The 15891-nt window shown below is 43.4% G+C and carries 14 protein-coding genes; 13 read left to right on the top strand and 1 reads right to left on the bottom strand.

The features are described 5' to 3' along the window. Positions 1-21 precede the first annotated feature (21 nt). Genes IGI76_RS14025 through IGI76_RS14010 form a run of 4 tightly spaced genes read left to right on the top strand, consistent with a single transcriptional unit; the run spans position 22 to position 3508 of the window. On the top strand, positions 22-774 hold the full coding sequence (locus tag IGI76_RS14025) for a sugar phosphate isomerase/epimerase family protein (RefSeq protein WP_333718748.1): 753 nt from the start codon (positions 22-24) through the stop codon (positions 772-774). Next, a complete protein-coding gene (locus tag IGI76_RS14020; RefSeq protein ID WP_005228207.1) occupies positions 771-1490 on the top strand; it encodes a ThuA domain-containing protein in 720 nt (239 codons plus the stop codon). Before IGI76_RS14025 ends, IGI76_RS14020 begins: the two co-directional genes overlap by 4 nt. Then, a complete protein-coding gene (locus IGI76_RS14015; protein WP_005228209.1) occupies positions 1487-2455 on the top strand; it encodes a sugar phosphate isomerase/epimerase family protein in 969 nt (322 codons plus the stop codon). The genes IGI76_RS14020 and IGI76_RS14015 overlap by 4 nt, the downstream gene beginning before the upstream one ends. Positions 2456-2479: 24 nt before the next feature. Continuing rightward, positions 2480-3508: a Gfo/Idh/MocA family protein gene (locus tag IGI76_RS14010; protein WP_438781642.1), complete on the top strand. Its 1029-nt coding sequence runs from the start codon at positions 2480-2482 to the stop codon at positions 3506-3508. A 79-nt stretch (positions 3509-3587) separates the two neighbouring features. Here IGI76_RS14010 and IGI76_RS14005 read toward each other — a convergent pair whose 3' ends face one another. After that, on the bottom strand, positions 3588-4496 hold the full coding sequence (locus IGI76_RS14005) for an ArsR/SmtB family transcription factor (RefSeq protein WP_008380365.1): 909 nt from the start codon (positions 4494-4496) through the stop codon (positions 3588-3590). Positions 4497-4742: 246 nt separating this feature from the next. Here IGI76_RS14005 and IGI76_RS14000 point away from each other — a divergent pair, with 246 nt between their 5' ends. The 9 genes from IGI76_RS14000 (at position 4743) to IGI76_RS13960 (ending at position 15857) form a co-directional block, all read left to right on the top strand. Beyond that, positions 4743-5984 (top strand): extracellular solute-binding protein, encoded by a 1242-nt coding sequence (locus IGI76_RS14000; RefSeq protein ID WP_086337881.1) that lies wholly within the window; start codon positions 4743-4745, stop codon positions 5982-5984. Positions 5985-6142: 158 nt separating this feature from the next. Next, complete coding sequence (locus IGI76_RS13995) at positions 6143-7018, top strand: carbohydrate ABC transporter permease (RefSeq protein WP_016609464.1); 876 nt, start codon at positions 6143-6145, stop codon at positions 7016-7018. Positions 7019-7029: 11 nt separating this feature from the next. Further along, complete coding sequence (locus IGI76_RS13990) at positions 7030-7863, top strand: carbohydrate ABC transporter permease (RefSeq protein WP_081117855.1); 834 nt, start codon at positions 7030-7032, stop codon at positions 7861-7863. 18 nt (positions 7864-7881) lie between these two features. After that, complete coding sequence (locus IGI76_RS13985) at positions 7882-9675, top strand: glycoside hydrolase family 2 protein (RefSeq protein WP_151195966.1); 1794 nt, start codon at positions 7882-7884, stop codon at positions 9673-9675. Positions 9676-9705: 30 nt separating this feature from the next. Then, positions 9706-11112 (top strand): glycoside hydrolase family 43 protein, encoded by a 1407-nt coding sequence (locus IGI76_RS13980; RefSeq protein WP_201688370.1) that lies wholly within the window; start codon positions 9706-9708, stop codon positions 11110-11112. A gap of 205 nt (positions 11113-11317) precedes the next feature. Further along, positions 11318-12244, top strand: coding sequence for an alpha/beta fold hydrolase (locus IGI76_RS13975; protein WP_015510334.1), 927 nt, complete (start codon positions 11318-11320; stop codon positions 12242-12244). A gap of 125 nt (positions 12245-12369) precedes the next feature. Further along, positions 12370-13449 carry a 3-phosphoserine/phosphohydroxythreonine transaminase gene (gene serC, locus IGI76_RS13970; RefSeq protein WP_201688373.1) on the top strand — a complete coding sequence of 360 codons (1080 nt, stop codon included), beginning with the start codon at positions 12370-12372 and terminating at the stop codon, positions 13447-13449. Further along, the gene (locus tag IGI76_RS13965) at positions 13450-14634 is read left to right on the top strand and encodes a phosphoglycerate dehydrogenase (protein ID WP_438781640.1); all 1185 of its coding nucleotides are present in this window, start codon (positions 13450-13452) and stop codon (positions 14632-14634) included. It abuts the gene before it with no gap. After that, positions 14634-15857 carry a DUF1015 domain-containing protein gene (locus IGI76_RS13960; RefSeq protein WP_201688374.1) on the top strand — a complete coding sequence of 408 codons (1224 nt, stop codon included), beginning with the start codon at positions 14634-14636 and terminating at the stop codon, positions 15855-15857. The genes IGI76_RS13965 and IGI76_RS13960 overlap by 1 nt, the downstream gene beginning before the upstream one ends. Positions 15858-15891: the final 34 nt, after the last annotated feature.

Below are 15891 nucleotides of genomic sequence, written 5' to 3'. Positions count from 1 at the left end.
GAAGAAAAGGAGCGAGCATAAATGACAAAACCGAAAATCGCTTTACAGCTTTGGAGTATTCAAGAGGATTGCAAGACAGATCTTTTTGAAGCGTTGAAAACAGTTAAACAAAACGGCTATGACGGTGTTGAATTTGCCGGTTATCATGGACACAGTGCTGCTCAGATCAAAGAAATGCTGGAGCAATTGGATTTGGCGGTCGCGGCTTCCCATATCCCGTTTGAAGCATTGCAAGATCGTTTTGAAGAAACCGTCACTTTTGAAAAAACGATTGGCAATCAACGGATCGTCATTCCGTATGCCAGTTTTGATTCTTTGGAAAAATGGCAAGCCTTTGCTGCGGAGCTGACCCAGATCACCCAAAAGTTGCAAGCAGAAGGGCTGACTTGCTACTACCACAACCATGCCCATGAATTTACTGAAGTTGCTGGAGAATCTATGATCGATGAACTGATCAAAGACAATCCGCAACTGCGTTTGGAAGCCGACCTTTACTGGTTAGCCTTTGCAAACGTGGCTGTTTTACCTTGGCTAAAGGAACGCGAAACGAAGGTCGGCTTGGTTCATATCAAAGATATGCAAGAGCAGTCGCAGGAAAGCACCGAGATCGGCAATGGGATTTTACCAATCAAGTCGTATGTAGAAGCAGCTAAAGCATTAGAACTACCATGGTTGATCGTCGAGCAGGAAGCGTTTCAAAAATTCGCTTCTTTAGAAGCCAGCGGGATTGATTATCTGCAATTAAAAAACATCGTAGAGGAGGTCTACCAATGATCCACGTTACGGTATGGAACGAGTTTCGTCATGAAAAAACGAATGAGACCGTCCAAAAAATGTATCCAGAAGGAATCCATGGTCAAATTGCCAAGTTTTTAGAAGAGGATGATTTCCAAGTGCGAACGGCGACCCTTGATGAACCAGAACACGGGTTGACGGAGCAAGTATTGGCTGACACGGATGTGTTGGTTTGGTGGGGCCATATGGCGCACGAAGAAGTCGATGATGCTATCGTTGCTCGTGTGCAGCAGCGTGTATGGGAAGGAATGGGACTGATCGTCTTGCATTCTGGCCACTTTTCGAAAATCTTTAAAACCTTGATGGGAACGTCGTGCGATTTAAAATGGCGAGTAGACGATCAGCATGCGCGGATCTGGAATGTCAATCCAAGCCACCCAATCGTTGAAGGAGTCGGCGAATGGATCGAACTAGAGCAAGAGGAAATGTATGGCGAGCACTTTGATATTCCAGCGCCGGATGAATTGATCTTTGTCAGCTGGTTCCCCGGTGGTGAAGTTTTCCGCAGCGGCTGTACATTCCGCCGTGGGAATGGCAAGATCTTCTATTTCCAGCCTGGTCATGAGACATTCCCAAGCTATTACAATCCCAAAGTGCAAAAAGTGATCCAAAATGCGGCTCGCTGGTGTGCACCAACAGAAAATCGTTACCCAACATATGGGCATTTTCAAGCAATTGAGGAGGAAAGAAAATGAAATTAGGTGTTTTTACCCCGTTATTCAATCAACTTAGCTTTGAAGAAATGATCGATGAAGTAGCGAAAAAAGGGCTGCAAACCGTCGAGATCGGTACCGGTGGTTCTCCAGGCAATGCCCACTTAGACATTGACCGTTTACTAGCAAGTGAAGCAGAGCGAAAAGAATACTTAGCGAAATTAGCTGATAAAGGATTGGAAATCTCAGCTTTGAGCTGTCACAACAACCCAATCTCTCCATTAAAAGCAGAAGCGCAAGAAGCCGATGAACTTTTGCGCAAAACCATCAAATTAGCCAGCTTAATGAATGTACCTGTTGTGAATGGATTTTCAGGCGTTTCAGGCGGAAATGCAACAGATACGCAAGTCAACTGGCCAGTATTGCCATGGCCAACGGAATACGATGACAATTATAATTATCAATGGGAACAAAAACTGATTCCTTATTGGAAAGGCATCAACACGGAAGCGGAAGCGGCTGGTGTGAAAATCGGGATCGAACTTCATGGCGGCTTTTTGGCACATACCCCTTATACGATGTTGAAACTGCGGGATGCTGCGGGGAAAGCCATCGGCTGTAACTTGGATCCAAGTCATTTATGGTGGCAAGGGATCGACCCAGTGGCAGCGGTCAAAATCTTAGGGGAAGCCGATGCGATCCATCACTTCCATGCCAAAGATACGTATTTGGACCAAGACAATATCAACATGCATGGCTTGACGGACATGCAGCCATATAGCAATGTCAAAACCCGAGCTTGGACCTTCCGTTCAGTCGGTTGCGGCCACAGCTTACAAGTCTGGTCAGATATTATTTCTGCGCTTAGAATTTATGGGTATGATTATGTCTTGAGTATTGAACATGAAGATCCAATCATGTCCATTGATGAAGGACTGACTCGTGCCATCAGCAACTTGAAGACGATTATGATCCGTGAAGAAGCTTCATCCATGTGGTGGGCATAAGAAGAAAACCGAGGAGTGTCAGACATGAGTGCAATCAATTTTGCAGTAATCGGATATGGCGGCATGGGTGCGTACCATGTCCACAATATCTTACCAAATGAAAACGAACGAATCCACATCGTAGGAACTTACGATATCAATGAAGAACGTCAAGCGATCTCCCAAGAAAAAGGCCATAAGATCTTTAAAAGCTATGATGAAGTCTTAGCCGATGAGACGATCGAAGCAGTATTGATCGCCACACCTAATGACTTGCACAAAGAGTTATCGATCGCTGCGTTGAAAGCAGGCAAACATGTTGTTTGCGAGAAGCCTGTTGCGCTGAATACTGCGGAACTAGATGAGATCGTGGCGGTTGCCCAAGAAACTGGCAATACCTTTATGGTTCACCAAAACCGCCGTTGGGATCCTGATTTTCTACTTGTACGCGAACTGTACCGTAATGGACAGATCGGTGATTTGTTCCAATTAGAGTCACGGGTCCAAGGGGCAAACGGCATCCCAGGAGACTGGCGCCATGTGAAAAAACAAGGTGGGGGAATGCTTTTAGACTGGGGCGTTCACTTGCTGGATCAAATGCTATGGCTGATCGACAGTCCAGTGAAAGATGTTAAAGCGGATCTTAGCTTTGTGTTGGGGGAAGAAGTCGATGATGGGTTCTTCGCTTTGATTACCTTTGAAAATGGGGTCAAAGCAATCGTGGAAGTTGGAACCTCCAATTACACGCAATTGCCTCGCTGGTACATCAAAGGAACAGAAGGAACAGCCACCATCACCGATTGGGATTTAAATGGGGAAATGGTGCAAGCAACAGGTCACGAAGATGTGGCAGCACCAAAACCAGTCCAAGCAGGCGTCGGCTTGACGAAAACGATGGCACCCCCATCGGAATTGGCAGCCAAAGAAATTCCTTTCCCGAAAGCCGAAGCGGATTTTGAACCTTTCTACAAGAATTTTTACAACGTTGTACGCAACGGTGCCGAACCTATCGTTAAAAACGAAGAAGTCCGAGCAGTGATGCAGTTGATCGAACGCATTTTTGCCACAGCGTAAGAGAATAGAAAAAAAGCACTAGCTGAGGGAGTGATCTCTTTTCGCTACGTGCTTTTTTTGTGTAATGAAACGATAACAGTTACTCCGATACGTAAAAATTGAACAATAAATCTTGAGGATAATTTCCCCATCGATCGCCGAAGATGGTCAAACCACCAGCATTTTCGGCAGTTGCAGGTGCAGCAATTTTAAAGGTGAAAAAATCACTGTGGTCTAAGTCGATTTCATTCAGGTTGTGATCGGTTAATTTTTCTCCATCGAGGGAAGTATCATAGCGATTGATGCGTAAATGCTTAAGTAATCCATATTGACTGAACTCATCGATCCACCATTGCGGAGTCAGAGAACCTCTGACATCCGAAAAGTTTCCTGGTACGGTATAGCTACCGATGCAGTGATTGTTTAAGTAAAAGGAAAGATCGCTGGGCCAATAGTTATTCGAAATGGGGAACTCTGAAGCGATCTCCATACTAATTTCTAGTAATTCGATTTTTTCACCATTTTTCAAGGGATTTGGGATTTTGTATTCTAAAAAACCGTTATTTAGCCAGATGATACTTGCATCAACACGTTCTTGATCCAGAAAAGATTTTGGATCATCTAAGGCGCCAATCAAGCGGTCTTTGGTCGCCATTCCACAAGAAGGCTCAGCTTTAAAATCGGTGAAGTGGCCAATTTTCACGGATTGGGAGGTTAGATTCATTTCTGGAAACACTTTTGCTGGGAAATTGATATTGATGAAATCAGTTTTTAGAGATAAATATTTTTTCTTCCAGTCTTGCCCCGATCCTTTTTCTGTTTTGATCAACTGAGCTTCTTCGAGTTTACGGATATGTTTGGTCATCAAAGCATTGCTGATTGCTAATTTTTGTCCAATTTCACTGATGCTTTTCTTCTTATCGCCTAATTCTCTTAAAATCGCTAAGCGAGTTTCATTTGCCAGTGCTTCGTAGATCGGTAAAGATGCGTTTGTTAGATCCAATTCCATAGCAATCACCTCGTTATACTAAAATGTTTAATGAAAAGATGGTTTAATTATAACACAACCTTGTGAATTTGCCAAATAGTAAAATGATGATTTTTTTAGCTATCCCTTGTTAAAATAATGTTGACAGCGCTTTATATTTATAGTAACTTTACGGTGTAAACATTATTCGACGATAGTCTAACGATTATGTTTATTGATAACTGGATGTCATTTTACTTTTTAGTTAAATTAAAAGGAGTGTAAAAAATGAAAGTAAGTAAATCAATTGTTTTAGTAGGGACAAGCTTATTATGTACAGTGTTGTTAGCTGCTTGTGGCGGAAGTGGTAGCTCAAGTAATAATTCAGAAATTTTGCTTTGGTCTTCGACAACAGGACCGGACGGTGAAAAAATCAAAAAAACGATTGATCAATACAATGAAACAGACCCAGACTTTAAAGTGAAGTTAGTAAGCATGCAAGGTGACACCTTTACTTCAAAGTTGACGACTGCGGGGAAATCGGGGAAAGGTGTCCCTGATTTGGCTTTGATCGCCTCAGAAGCTTTGCCTACGTATAAACACCAAGACATGCTTGAAACTTGGGATGACATGATCGATGGGACAGAATTGGCACGGGAAAACTACGTAGAAGCTGCTTGGGACACTGGTGTAGTGGATGATAGTCAATATGGGATTCCGGCAACCATGGGTTCGTGGGTGATGTATTACAACCAAGATTTGGTGGATAAATATGTTCCAGGAGCGTTGGATGATGGCGTAGTGACGTATGAAGAAATCAGACAAGCTGGGGAAAAAGCAAAAGCAGATGGTATCTATAGTTTTGGCTATACATGGGGCATGCAGAATTATTCGAATCTCTACCAACAAATGGGTGGGGAATGGCAAGATGCACAAGGAAACATCAATATCGATAATGAGTTTTCTTACAATGCCGTTCAAGAGTTTAAGGATCTATACGATGCCGGCTACATGGTCCCAGATGGTGAAGATGCAAATAAACTTTTTGCAAACCAGCAGCTGATTTTTCTTCCAGAAGGAACATGGATGCTAAGTAATATGGAAGAAATCAGTGACTTCACTTGGGGTCAAACATTTACTCCTCAATGGAATGCGGAACATATCATTCAGGGTTCAGGCGTCGATCAGTTTGCGATGTTCAAAACGAACGAGGAACGTTCCGATGAAAAGAAAAGTGGCATGGTCGACTTTCTGACTTGGTTACAAGCAAACCAATTAGAGTGGGTCAAATCAGGTGCAAATCCTACTTCCTTAGCAATGCTAGACAATGAAGAATATGTTGAGATGCCACAATCCTTCTTATTGAAGACAGAAAAAGGACAAGCGGCAATTTCTGTTAACGCAGTTGATGGCTTATCGTATATCTTTGGTGAATATGATAATCGTTCATGGGACATGATCACAGGAAAAGCAGATATTCAAACGACTTTTGGTGAGATCCAAAAAGTTGTAGAAGAAAAGATGAAATAATCTTCTCACGTGGAGGCTGTGGCAGAAGGAAGAGCGACCATAAAAGAATTCAGTCCATTTTTTGATAGGGTAGGAATTCTGATGGGGAGGCTTAAAGGGCTGTCACAGTCGTTTCTTGTTGATAGCTGCACTAGAAATACAAGGAAGGATGGGTATTGATGAAAAAAAGGTTAAATGGCTGGCCAATCGTTTTTATTGGTCCGCATATGCTCCTTTTTCTTTTATTCTTTTTAGTTCCTGCAGTGATTGGGATCTATGTTTCTTTTACTGAATGGGATCTGTTCAGTACACCGATTTTTGTCGGGTTTGATAATTTTAAAACGATTTTGTTTGATCAAGACTCGTTGTATCATACGCAATTTTTTAATGGAATGAAAAATACGCTGTTTTTTGCGGCAATCTCCGTTCCGTTATGTATTGTAATTCCCTTGTTGCTAGCGGTTGCATTATCTGCTAAACCAAAAATGATGCGTTTTTTTCAATCGATTCTCTACCTGCCAACATTATTTGCAATCTCTGCCGTCATGATTATTTGGGGGTTCCTTTTGAGCAAATCTTTTGGACCGATCAAAGAAGTATTCGGTATCGACATCAATTTTGTAGGCACGCAACCATGGGCATGGATCGCTATTTTGATCGTGACGATTTGGTGGACATTAGGTGGGAATCTAATTATTTATGTTGCTGCATTAAATGGCGTCTCCAAAGAGCAGTTAGAAGCAGCAGAATTAGATGGTGCGAATAGTATCACGAAATTTTTTCGTATTTCTTTGCCGAGTATTCGCAACCAGCTTGTTTTTACCACGGTCATGACGACCATCGCTCAGTTTAATATTTATGGTCAGCCACTAATGCTGACGGGAGGCGGACCCAACAATTCTACTCGCGTGTTGATGATGTACATCCAAGAAAATGCCTTTGGTAGTAGTACCTCGGTTGCAGGAATTTCTTCAGCGATGGCCATTCTACTAGGTTTTGTAATCATGGCAGTTTCGATTGTGCAATTTATGGTCATCAAAAAAATGGAAAGATAGGAGGGATGAAGATGCGAGAAAACAAACTAGGGAAAAGAATTGCCTTTATTTTGCTAGCGATCGTCTGTGTGATTTGGATCTTTCCTTTGATATGGGCAATTTTTACCTCGTTTAAATCGGAGGCAGAGATTCAAAAGGTTGGGTTCAGTTTGATTCCGCAAGATTGGACGCTGGCTAACTTTTTGGGCTTGTTACAAGGCAATGATTCTTCTCCTGTGTTCCGCTGGTTTGTGAATTCAATGATTATTTCAACTTCACATACGCTGTTAGTTATGGTGATCGTCTCGTTTGCGGCTTATGGCTATACACGACTCACCTTTAAGGGGAGAGATTTGATTTTTGCCTTATTGTTAGGAACGATGATGTTTCCCGGGGTGGTCAATTTGATCCCGAATTTTAAAATCGTTGATACGTTAGGTTGGACCAATACATTTCTGGCAGTCATCGTTCCTGGAGCAGCAGGTGTTTATAACATTTTTCTCGTTCGGCAGTTCATTTTAGGGATTCCTAAAGAATTGGATGAATCGGCTGTGATCGATGGGGCCAACGAGTTTCAAATCTTTTATCATATCATTTTACCGTTGATCAAACCTGTATTGACGGTGGTTGCGTTATTTAGTTTTACTGGCTCATGGAATGACTTCTTGTGGCCATCGATCGTGATAAACGATATTGATAAATTGCCAATTACACCGGGGCTGCAATTGCTACAAGGGCAATACATGACCTATCCGGGAATTGGAACTGCTGGAGCAATCTTAGCCTTGATCCCTACCTTTTTATTGTATTTGGTGGCGCAAAAAAGCTTTATGGCGTCAATGTCGTTGCAAAGTGGCATAAAATAATTTGTTTTTGGAGGAAATATGAGTAGAGAAGAATACCCGAGACCGCAATTTGAGAGAGAGAATTGGTTAAGCTTAAATGGTGAATGGCAATTTGCCTTTGATGACCAAAATCTTGGTTTAAAAGAAAAGTGGTACACAAACGAAGCAAACTATCCGTACAAGATCAATGTTCCCTTTGTCTATCAAAGTGCATTGAGCGGCATTGATCATCGAGAAGTGCACGACGTTGTATGGTATTATCGGACCTTCGATGTGCAAGTCCCTGAAAAAAGTCGTGTGCTTTTGCATTTTGGGGCGGTGGACTATGAAGCAGATGTGTTTGTCAATGGAAATCATGTGAAAAATCATTGCGGAGGGCATACCTCGTTTGCTATAGACATCACGGATGCTCTAGTATCTGGACAAGAGCAAATACTAAGTGTGCGAGCATTTGACCCGCATTTTGATGAAAGCATTCCACGGGGGAAACAATTTTGGGAAGAAGAATCAGCAGGAATCTGGTACACAAACTCAACAGGGATCTGGCAGCCAGTCTGGCTTGAAGTAGTTGCTGAAACCCATCTGCAACAGGTGAAATTTACGAGTGATTTTGATGCTGGTGCCGTGAAGATCGATGTAGAACTGAACCAGTTACAGCCGCAAGTAGTCTTAGAATATCAAATCTATTTTAAAGATGCTTTAGTTACCAGCGGAAAGGCAGACTTTATCACTTCTAAGTTGAGTTTTGCAGTTGATATTTTCCAGCAAGAAATTTTTCGGACGAATTTTCACCACGAAGGCTGGTCTTGGACACCTGAAAAGCCGCAATTATTTGATGTTGAATTGACGCTTAGAGAAGCAGGGAATGCCATCGATCAGCTAAAAAGTTATTTTGGTATGCGTAAAATACATACAGAAAACGGTATGATTTACTTAAATAACAAGCCTTACTACCAGAAGTTGGTTCTCGATCAAGGCTATTGGCCGAGCGGCTTGTTAACTGCACCAACAGATGAGGACTTTAAACAAGACATCTTATTGGCCAAAGAAATGGGATTTAATGGTTGCCGAAAACACCAAAAAACAGAAGACCCACGCTTTTTATACTGGGCAGATAAATTAGGATTTCTTGTTTGGGGAGAGTGTGCGGCGCCGGCAATCTATACCGATCGTTCTGTGATGCGTTTGATGCAAGAGTGGGCAGAGATCATCACTCGGGACTATAGTCACCCTTCGATCGTTACTTGGGTACCAATCAATGAGAGCTGGGGTGTGCCAAAAATATCATTTGATCGTCAGCAACAGCATTTTTCTCAAGCAATGTATCACTTTATCCATTCGCTAGACCAGCAACGGTTGGTTATTTCAAATGATGGTTGGGCGATGACGGAGACAGATATTTGTGCGATTCATAATTATGCGCATGGGCAAGAATCTGAACGGCAAAAATATCTATACTTCAAAGACAGTCTCAGCACGAGAGAAAAATTGGTGAATCGAGTATCGACCCCATGGCCGATTTTCGCTGGAGGATTTTCTTATCAGGATCAGCCTATTTTATTGACCGAGTTTGGCGGTATTGGCTTCGATGTTTCGGGGCAACCCGGTTGGGGCTATACCTCAGTGGAAAATCAACAAGATTTCTTGAAGGATTATCAGCGAATCATGACAGCTGTTTATGATTCTGTCGGACTCTGGGGCTATTGCTACACTCAGTTGACAGATGTTGAACAAGAAATCAATGGATTGCTGACCTATGACCGCCAACCAAAAGTTGATTTGGCAGCGATTAAAGAGATCAATGAGCAGTTTCATCCACCACAGATAGAATAAAATGATTGGTAAGGAAAGGGGCGATGTCCGATGGGGAAATCAGCAGCTTGGCTCAGTGGAGTAAGTATCTTGATTGCTGCGCTTATGATAACCGGTTGTAGCACTGGAACTGATCCAGGGGAAGAAGTGTCCGATTTTACTTCAATTATCGATAATGATGGGGCAGATCCTTGGATCTTGCAAACGGAAGCGTTCTTTTATTATACCAAAACGACTGGGAATAATTTAACGCTTTGGCGTGCTGAAAACCTCTCTCACGTTGCTGCTGGTGAAAAAAAGGTCATCTGGGAAATGCCAGCAGAATTTGAAAGTATCTGGGCACCCGAGCTTCATTACTTAGATGATCGCTGGGTGATGTATTTCGCGGCTAATCGTCCTTCAGAAACGCATCGTATGTACGCATTAGTCAATCATCAAAAAGATCCTTACATGGGTGAGTGGCAATTGGAAGAGATCAAAGGGATGGATGATAAATTTGCGATTGATGGAACAGTTTTAGAGATCAATGACAAACGCTATTTCCTTTGGTCGGGCTGGGAAGGGTATGAAAATGTTGCGCAAAATCTTTATGTAGCGGAAATGGTCTCCCCTACGGAAGTGATTGGGGAGAAACGGCTTATCTCAGAACCAGAATATGAATGGGAAATGCGGCAAACACCATTGATCAATGAAGCCCCTCAAGTGATTATCAAAGACGAAACAGTCAATTTGGTATACTCTGCCAGTGGAAGCTGGGACAATGATTACGCTCTTGGTCTTATGACCCTAGATGTAGCTGATGATCCCCTAGAAAGAGCGAATTGGCAAAAGGAACCAGAGCCGATTTTCCAACAGACAAACACTGTCTATGGACCTGGTCATAATGGATTTGCCAAATCAAAAGATGGTTCTGAAGACTGGTTGATTTATCACGCTGCTCGGTGGGATCATTCGGGCTGGGACCGTTCGATCCGCTTGCAAAAGTTTGGTTGGGATCAAGAGGATAAAGTCCTACTGGAAGCTCCTTTGGATGAGTGGCATGTTCAAGCGTTGCCAAAAGCTGAGCCGAATCGACTGCGATTAACTGCTAGCCGTGCTTTGTTGGAAGGCGATTTAGCGCTTGTCGAAGATGAGGCAGCACTCTCTAAGAAAGTCGTCCAAGGCTTTGAATCAACGACTGACAAAATTATCTTTACCCCTCAGATTGAAGAATCAGATGAATTTCTGGTGATTGCCTATGTCAAAACCACTGATTATCTCTCCTTAAATGACCCAATTCAGGTCAAGATTGAAACGAAACAAGCAAGTCACGTGGTGGATGTCTATCCTTCCGAATATTATCAACCGCTACAAGTCCGCATGAAGTTACCGAAAGGATCGCAGGAAATCACCCTTTCGTCTGAGATTGGGGTTGACACGCTAAGTATTGATCGTTTAGAAATCGTCAAATTCCAATAAAGAATAATGAGGAAGTTTTTTTAATCCAAGCGATGGGTGATGATCGTTTGACTCCTGCTACTTTGTCTTTAGACAATGTGGCAGGATTTTTTTATCCTTGAAAATTCCCAACTCCTACCGCCATAGCCTAAAATTCCATGTATAATAAAGAAAACGACCGTTTTATTTGGCGAAGGGAAAAGAAAAAGCAAAAGAGGTGCGAACTATGAGGATGAATCAAGAAAAGCTGACTTCATCAAATGGGAAGGATCAGCTTTTTGTCAAAACGTGGCTGCCAGAAGAACAGCCGAAAGCAGTCGTGCAAATCGTTCACGGAATGATCGAACACATTGAACGTTACCACGAGTTTGCGGAATGTTTGACTGCGCAAGGCTATGCGGTGGTCGGTCATGATCACTTAGGGCATGGGCAATCCGTGAAAGAAACACAGGCCTATGGGCATTTTGGTGAAAAAGAGGGCGCCAACTATTTAGTGGCAGATGTGGGAGTGGTCCATCAGTACGCAGCTGCTTGCTACCCAGACCGACCATACTTTATCTTAGGGCACAGTATGGGGTCGCTGGTGTTGCGAAATTATTTGTTTAGTCAGCCACATCCATTGTCAGGAGCAATCATCATGGGCACCACGATGGAAAAAGCCGTGCTGATGCAAGGAGGCAAACTTGTCACGAACTTGTTGCGCCCGTTTGCCGCTCAGCAATGGCCTTATCACGTAATGGAACAGCTGGTTTTTGGCCAGCACAACCGGCGTTTTCGTCCCAATCGGACCGCCAAGGATTGGTTGACCAGTGATCCGCAACAAGTGGATCGCTACTTGAAGGACCCTTACACGCAATTTCATTTTTCCTTAGCGGCTTACAAGGATCTCTTTACATTGACGCAAGCTGCCAGTGATCCGGATCAACTGCGCAGGATTGACCCAGAATTGCCGCTGCTCTTGATTTCAGGTGCAGACGATCCTGTGGGGCACTATGGCAAAAGCGTCCGCCAATTGGCTCAGCAACTGAAGCAAAATGCTGACGTGACGATGTATTTGCTTGAACAGGGCCGGCATGAGATTTTGAATGAGCGCAACCGCGAGATCGTTTACAATGAAATTTCTCGCTGGCTGTTTGAAAAAATGCCGAAATGACGAACGTTAAGAAATTGGTAGTCTTTTCTGAAAATTCAAAATTATTTTCTCTTTTAAGGCTTTTTTCATTTTCGGCTATCTGTTATAATGATTTTCACATCTAACATAAAGGAGAGATTTTTTGTATGACAGTTTATAACTTTTCAGCTGGTCCTGCCGTATTGCCCCGTCCCGTATTGGAGAAAGCACAATCCGAACTTTTGAATTACCGCGGAAGTGGGATGTCCGTTATGGAGCTGAGTCATCGGTCCTCCTTGTTTGAAGAGATCATTAAAGATGCAGAAGCACTTTTACGAAAATTAATGGGAATTCCTGAAAACTATCAGGTACTGTTTTTACAAGGCGGCGCGAGTCTCCAATTCAGTATGATCCCTTTAAATCTTGCACAAAACAAAAAAGCCTTATACGTAAATACCGGTTCTTGGTCGAAAAAAGCTATTGAAGCAGCAAAAGCGCTTGGAAACGTGACGGTGGAAGTTGTTGCCTCTAGTGAGGATCAAAACTTTACCTATATTCCAGAAATTTCAGAAGATGCGATCGATCAAGAAGCGGCTTATTTGCATATCACCACGAACAACACCATTGAAGGGACGGCCTTTCAAACGATTCCGCAGGCTGGCGACGTGCCGATCGTAGCGGATATGTCCTCAAATATTTTAGCCAATGACTATCGCGTAGAAGACTTTGGTGTGATTTATGCTGGGGCCCAAAAGAATATTGGTCCTGCAGGGTTGACGGTAGTGATCATCCGAGAAGATTTACTCAATGATGATGCTGTCTTCGCTCCAATGCTGGATTATCGTCTCCAGGCTAAAAATGACTCATTGTACAATACACCACCAACGTATGCTATCTATATTGCTAAATTGGTGTTTGAATGGTTGGAAGAATTAGGCGGCATTCCTGCCATTTTAGAACAAGACCGCCAAAAAGCGGCGCTTTTATACGAAACGATCGACGCCTCTGCTCTTTACAGTAGTCCTGTGGCTGTTGACAGCCGCTCACTAACGAATATTCCTTTTGTGACAGGGGATAAAGCATTAGATCAGCGCTTCAATGAAGAAGCTGTCAAAGCTGGCTTTGAGAACTTGAAAGGGCATCGTTCCGTTGGAGGAATGCGAGCAAGCTTGTACAATGCCTTTCCATTAGCTGGCGTTCAAGCGCTAGTCGACTTTATGAAATCATTTGAAGCGGAGGTCAAATAAATGTTCCAAATTAAAACATTCAATGCGATCGCACCAGAAGGATTACAGCGTTTAGAAAAAGAAAAGTATGCCATCAACGAAAGCGACCAACCGCAAGGAATTTTGCTGCGCAGCCAGAAATTGCACGATTACGCTTTTCCTGAAAGTGTCTTAGGTATTGCCCGTGCAGGGGCTGGGACCAACAACATTCCCGTCAAAGCATGTACTGAAAAAGGGATCGTCGTCTTTAATACGCCAGGCGCCAATGCCAATGCGGTCAAAGAATTAGTGATCGCTAGTCTGCTCTTAAGTGTCCGTCCGATTTTACGAGGTGCCCAATGGGTCCAAACCTTGAGCGGTGATAATGTGGAAGAACAAGCAGAAGCGCAAAAAAGTCAATTTGCTGGAACAGAGTTAGAAGGCAAAAAGTTAGGAATCATCGGCCTTGGTTCTATTGGAGCGATGGTCGCCAACGATGCTTATCGTCTAGGGATGGAAGTAGTCGGTTATGATCCTTACGTGTCAGTGGATACTGCTTGGACGATCTCTCGTCGGGTCAAGCGTACCAATGATATTGCGGAAGTCTTTTCAACCTGTGATTTTATTACGGTTCATGTGCCGCTAATGGAAAACACGCATCATCTCGTCGGGGAAGCCGAACTTGCGAAAATGAAACCAACAACGAAGCTATTCAACTTTTCTCGTAAAGAAATCGTCGATACAGATGCCGTTTTACGTGCGTTAAAAGCCGACCGTTTAGCGGGCTATACGACTGATTTTGCGGATGAACAATTGCTGCACAATGAAAAAGTCCTCGTCTTGCCGCATTTAGGTGCATCAACAGAAGAAGCCGAAGTCAACTGTGCCAAGATGGCAGCCCGAACATTGAAAAAATTCTTGGAATTTGGAACCATCAAGCGCTCAGTGAATTTTCCAACTGTTGAGATGGCTTTTCATTCGCCTTATCGTCTGACGATCATCAATCGCAATGTACCGAATATGTTAGGTCAGATTTCATCGATCATTGCGGAATCTGGGATCAATATCGACAATATGCTGAATCGTGGACGGGAAGACTTTGCTTACACCCTAGCCGATGTCGCTTCTGAAGATGAAGCCTTATTGAATCAATTAGCCGATAAATTACGGGAGAACGAAAATATCGTTCGTGTACGGGTCATCAAGAATCAGGAGGTTGGGTATTAATGGTTCAAGTATTTCCGTTTAAAGCCATTCGTCCAGAAGCCTCATTGGCAGAAAAAGTGGCCGAGCTACCGTATGACGTGGTCAATTCACAAGAAGCCGCAGCGTTTGCGCAAGGCAATCCTTACAGCTATTTCCACATCGACCGTTCGGAGATCGACTTGCCAGGAATCGATCCTTATGATCCACAGGTGTATCAAAAAGCGGCGGAAAATCTTGCATCTTTTCAAGAAGAAGGCTGGTTGATTCAAGAAACGGCGCCCGCATATTATTTGTATGAATTGACGATGGCTGGTAGAAGCCAAACGGGGCTTGTCGCCTGTACCTCGATCGATGATTATGTCGCTGGGAAAATCAAGAAACACGAGTTTACCCGTCCAGAAAAAGAAATCGACCGGATCAATCATATTCTGGCATGTGATGCCAATACAAGTCCGATTTTCTTGAGCTATCGCCAACCAGCAGCAGTCAAAGAAGCGATCGATGCGTGGCAAGCAGAGCATGCGCCAATCTATGATTTTGTCAGCTATCATGAGGTGCAACATCGTGTTTGGCTGATCGATGATCCAGCGCTAGTCGCCTCTTTTGCCCAGCAGTTTCAAGCTGTAGATGCCCTTTATATTGCGGATGGGCATCACCGCACAGAGTCAGCAGTCAAAGTCGGCTTGCAAAAGCGAGCCGATGGCCAAAGCAGTCAAGAAAGCGACCGCTTTTTAGCGATCTTATTCCCAGAAAATGAATTGGCGATTTGGGAATACAATCGGGTTTTGCGGGTACCAGTGCCAGATACCTTTTTTGAGCAGGCAGCCCAACATTTTACGATTCGAGAAACTACAAGGAAGAAACCAGCGCAACGTGGTTCGATTCATCTGTACCTAAACCATGCGTGGTGGGAGTTGACCATCAAACCGGAAGCTGTGTCGCAAGATGCGGTAGGACAGCTGGATGTGTCGCTTTTACAACAATACGTGCTGGCTGATATTTTCGCGATCCAAGATGTGCGGACAGACAAACGCATTGATTTTGTCGGCGGAATTCGTGGTCCAGAAGAATTGGAACGTTTGGTAGATAGCGGAGAATGGACATTGGCCTTTTCCATGTATCCAACGCAAATGGCCGATCTTTTGGCAGTAGCTGATGCGGGAGAAATTATGCCGCCAAAATCAACTTGGTTTGAACCAAAACTGTTGAGCGGTCTGTTTTTACATGATTTAGAAACGAATTAACCAAAAAAAGCTTACGAGGCTAGCTCGTAAGCTT

The sequence above is a fragment of the Enterococcus sp. DIV2449a genome (assembly GCF_051711225.1).
GTDB classification, from domain to species: domain Bacteria; phylum Bacillota; class Bacilli; order Lactobacillales; family Enterococcaceae; genus Enterococcus_D; species Enterococcus_D casseliflavus.
Note: the sequence above shows the minus strand (reverse complement) of the source record. Positions and strands in the feature narration are given on the sequence as shown.

Excerpts from the sequence above, each read along its gene's own strand:
- IGI76_RS14025 (WP_333718748.1), top strand. The coding sequence starts at position 22 with ATGACAAAACCGAAAATCGCTTTACAGCTTTGGAGTATTCAAGAGGAT.
- IGI76_RS14020 (WP_005228207.1), top strand. The coding sequence starts at position 771 with ATGATCCACGTTACGGTATGGAACGAGTTTCGTCATGAAAAAACGAAT.
- IGI76_RS14015 (WP_005228209.1), top strand. The coding sequence starts at position 1,487 with ATGAAATTAGGTGTTTTTACCCCGTTATTCAATCAACTTAGCTTTGAA.
- IGI76_RS14010 (WP_438781642.1), top strand. The coding sequence starts at position 2,480 with ATGAGTGCAATCAATTTTGCAGTAATCGGATATGGCGGCATGGGTGCG.
- IGI76_RS14005 (WP_008380365.1), bottom strand. The coding sequence starts at position 4,496 with ATGGAATTGGATCTAACAAACGCATCTTTACCGATCTACGAAGCACTG.
- IGI76_RS14000 (WP_086337881.1), top strand. The coding sequence starts at position 4,743 with ATGAAAGTAAGTAAATCAATTGTTTTAGTAGGGACAAGCTTATTATGT.
- IGI76_RS13995 (WP_016609464.1), top strand. The coding sequence starts at position 6,143 with ATGAAAAAAAGGTTAAATGGCTGGCCAATCGTTTTTATTGGTCCGCAT.
- IGI76_RS13990 (WP_081117855.1), top strand. The coding sequence starts at position 7,030 with ATGCGAGAAAACAAACTAGGGAAAAGAATTGCCTTTATTTTGCTAGCG.
- IGI76_RS13985 (WP_151195966.1), top strand. The coding sequence starts at position 7,882 with ATGAGTAGAGAAGAATACCCGAGACCGCAATTTGAGAGAGAGAATTGG.
- IGI76_RS13980 (WP_201688370.1), top strand. The coding sequence starts at position 9,706 with ATGGGGAAATCAGCAGCTTGGCTCAGTGGAGTAAGTATCTTGATTGCT.
- IGI76_RS13975 (WP_015510334.1), top strand. The coding sequence starts at position 11,318 with ATGAGGATGAATCAAGAAAAGCTGACTTCATCAAATGGGAAGGATCAG.
- serC (WP_201688373.1), top strand. The coding sequence starts at position 12,370 with ATGACAGTTTATAACTTTTCAGCTGGTCCTGCCGTATTGCCCCGTCCC.
- IGI76_RS13965 (WP_438781640.1), top strand. The coding sequence starts at position 13,450 with ATGTTCCAAATTAAAACATTCAATGCGATCGCACCAGAAGGATTACAG.
- IGI76_RS13960 (WP_201688374.1), top strand. The coding sequence starts at position 14,634 with ATGGTTCAAGTATTTCCGTTTAAAGCCATTCGTCCAGAAGCCTCATTG.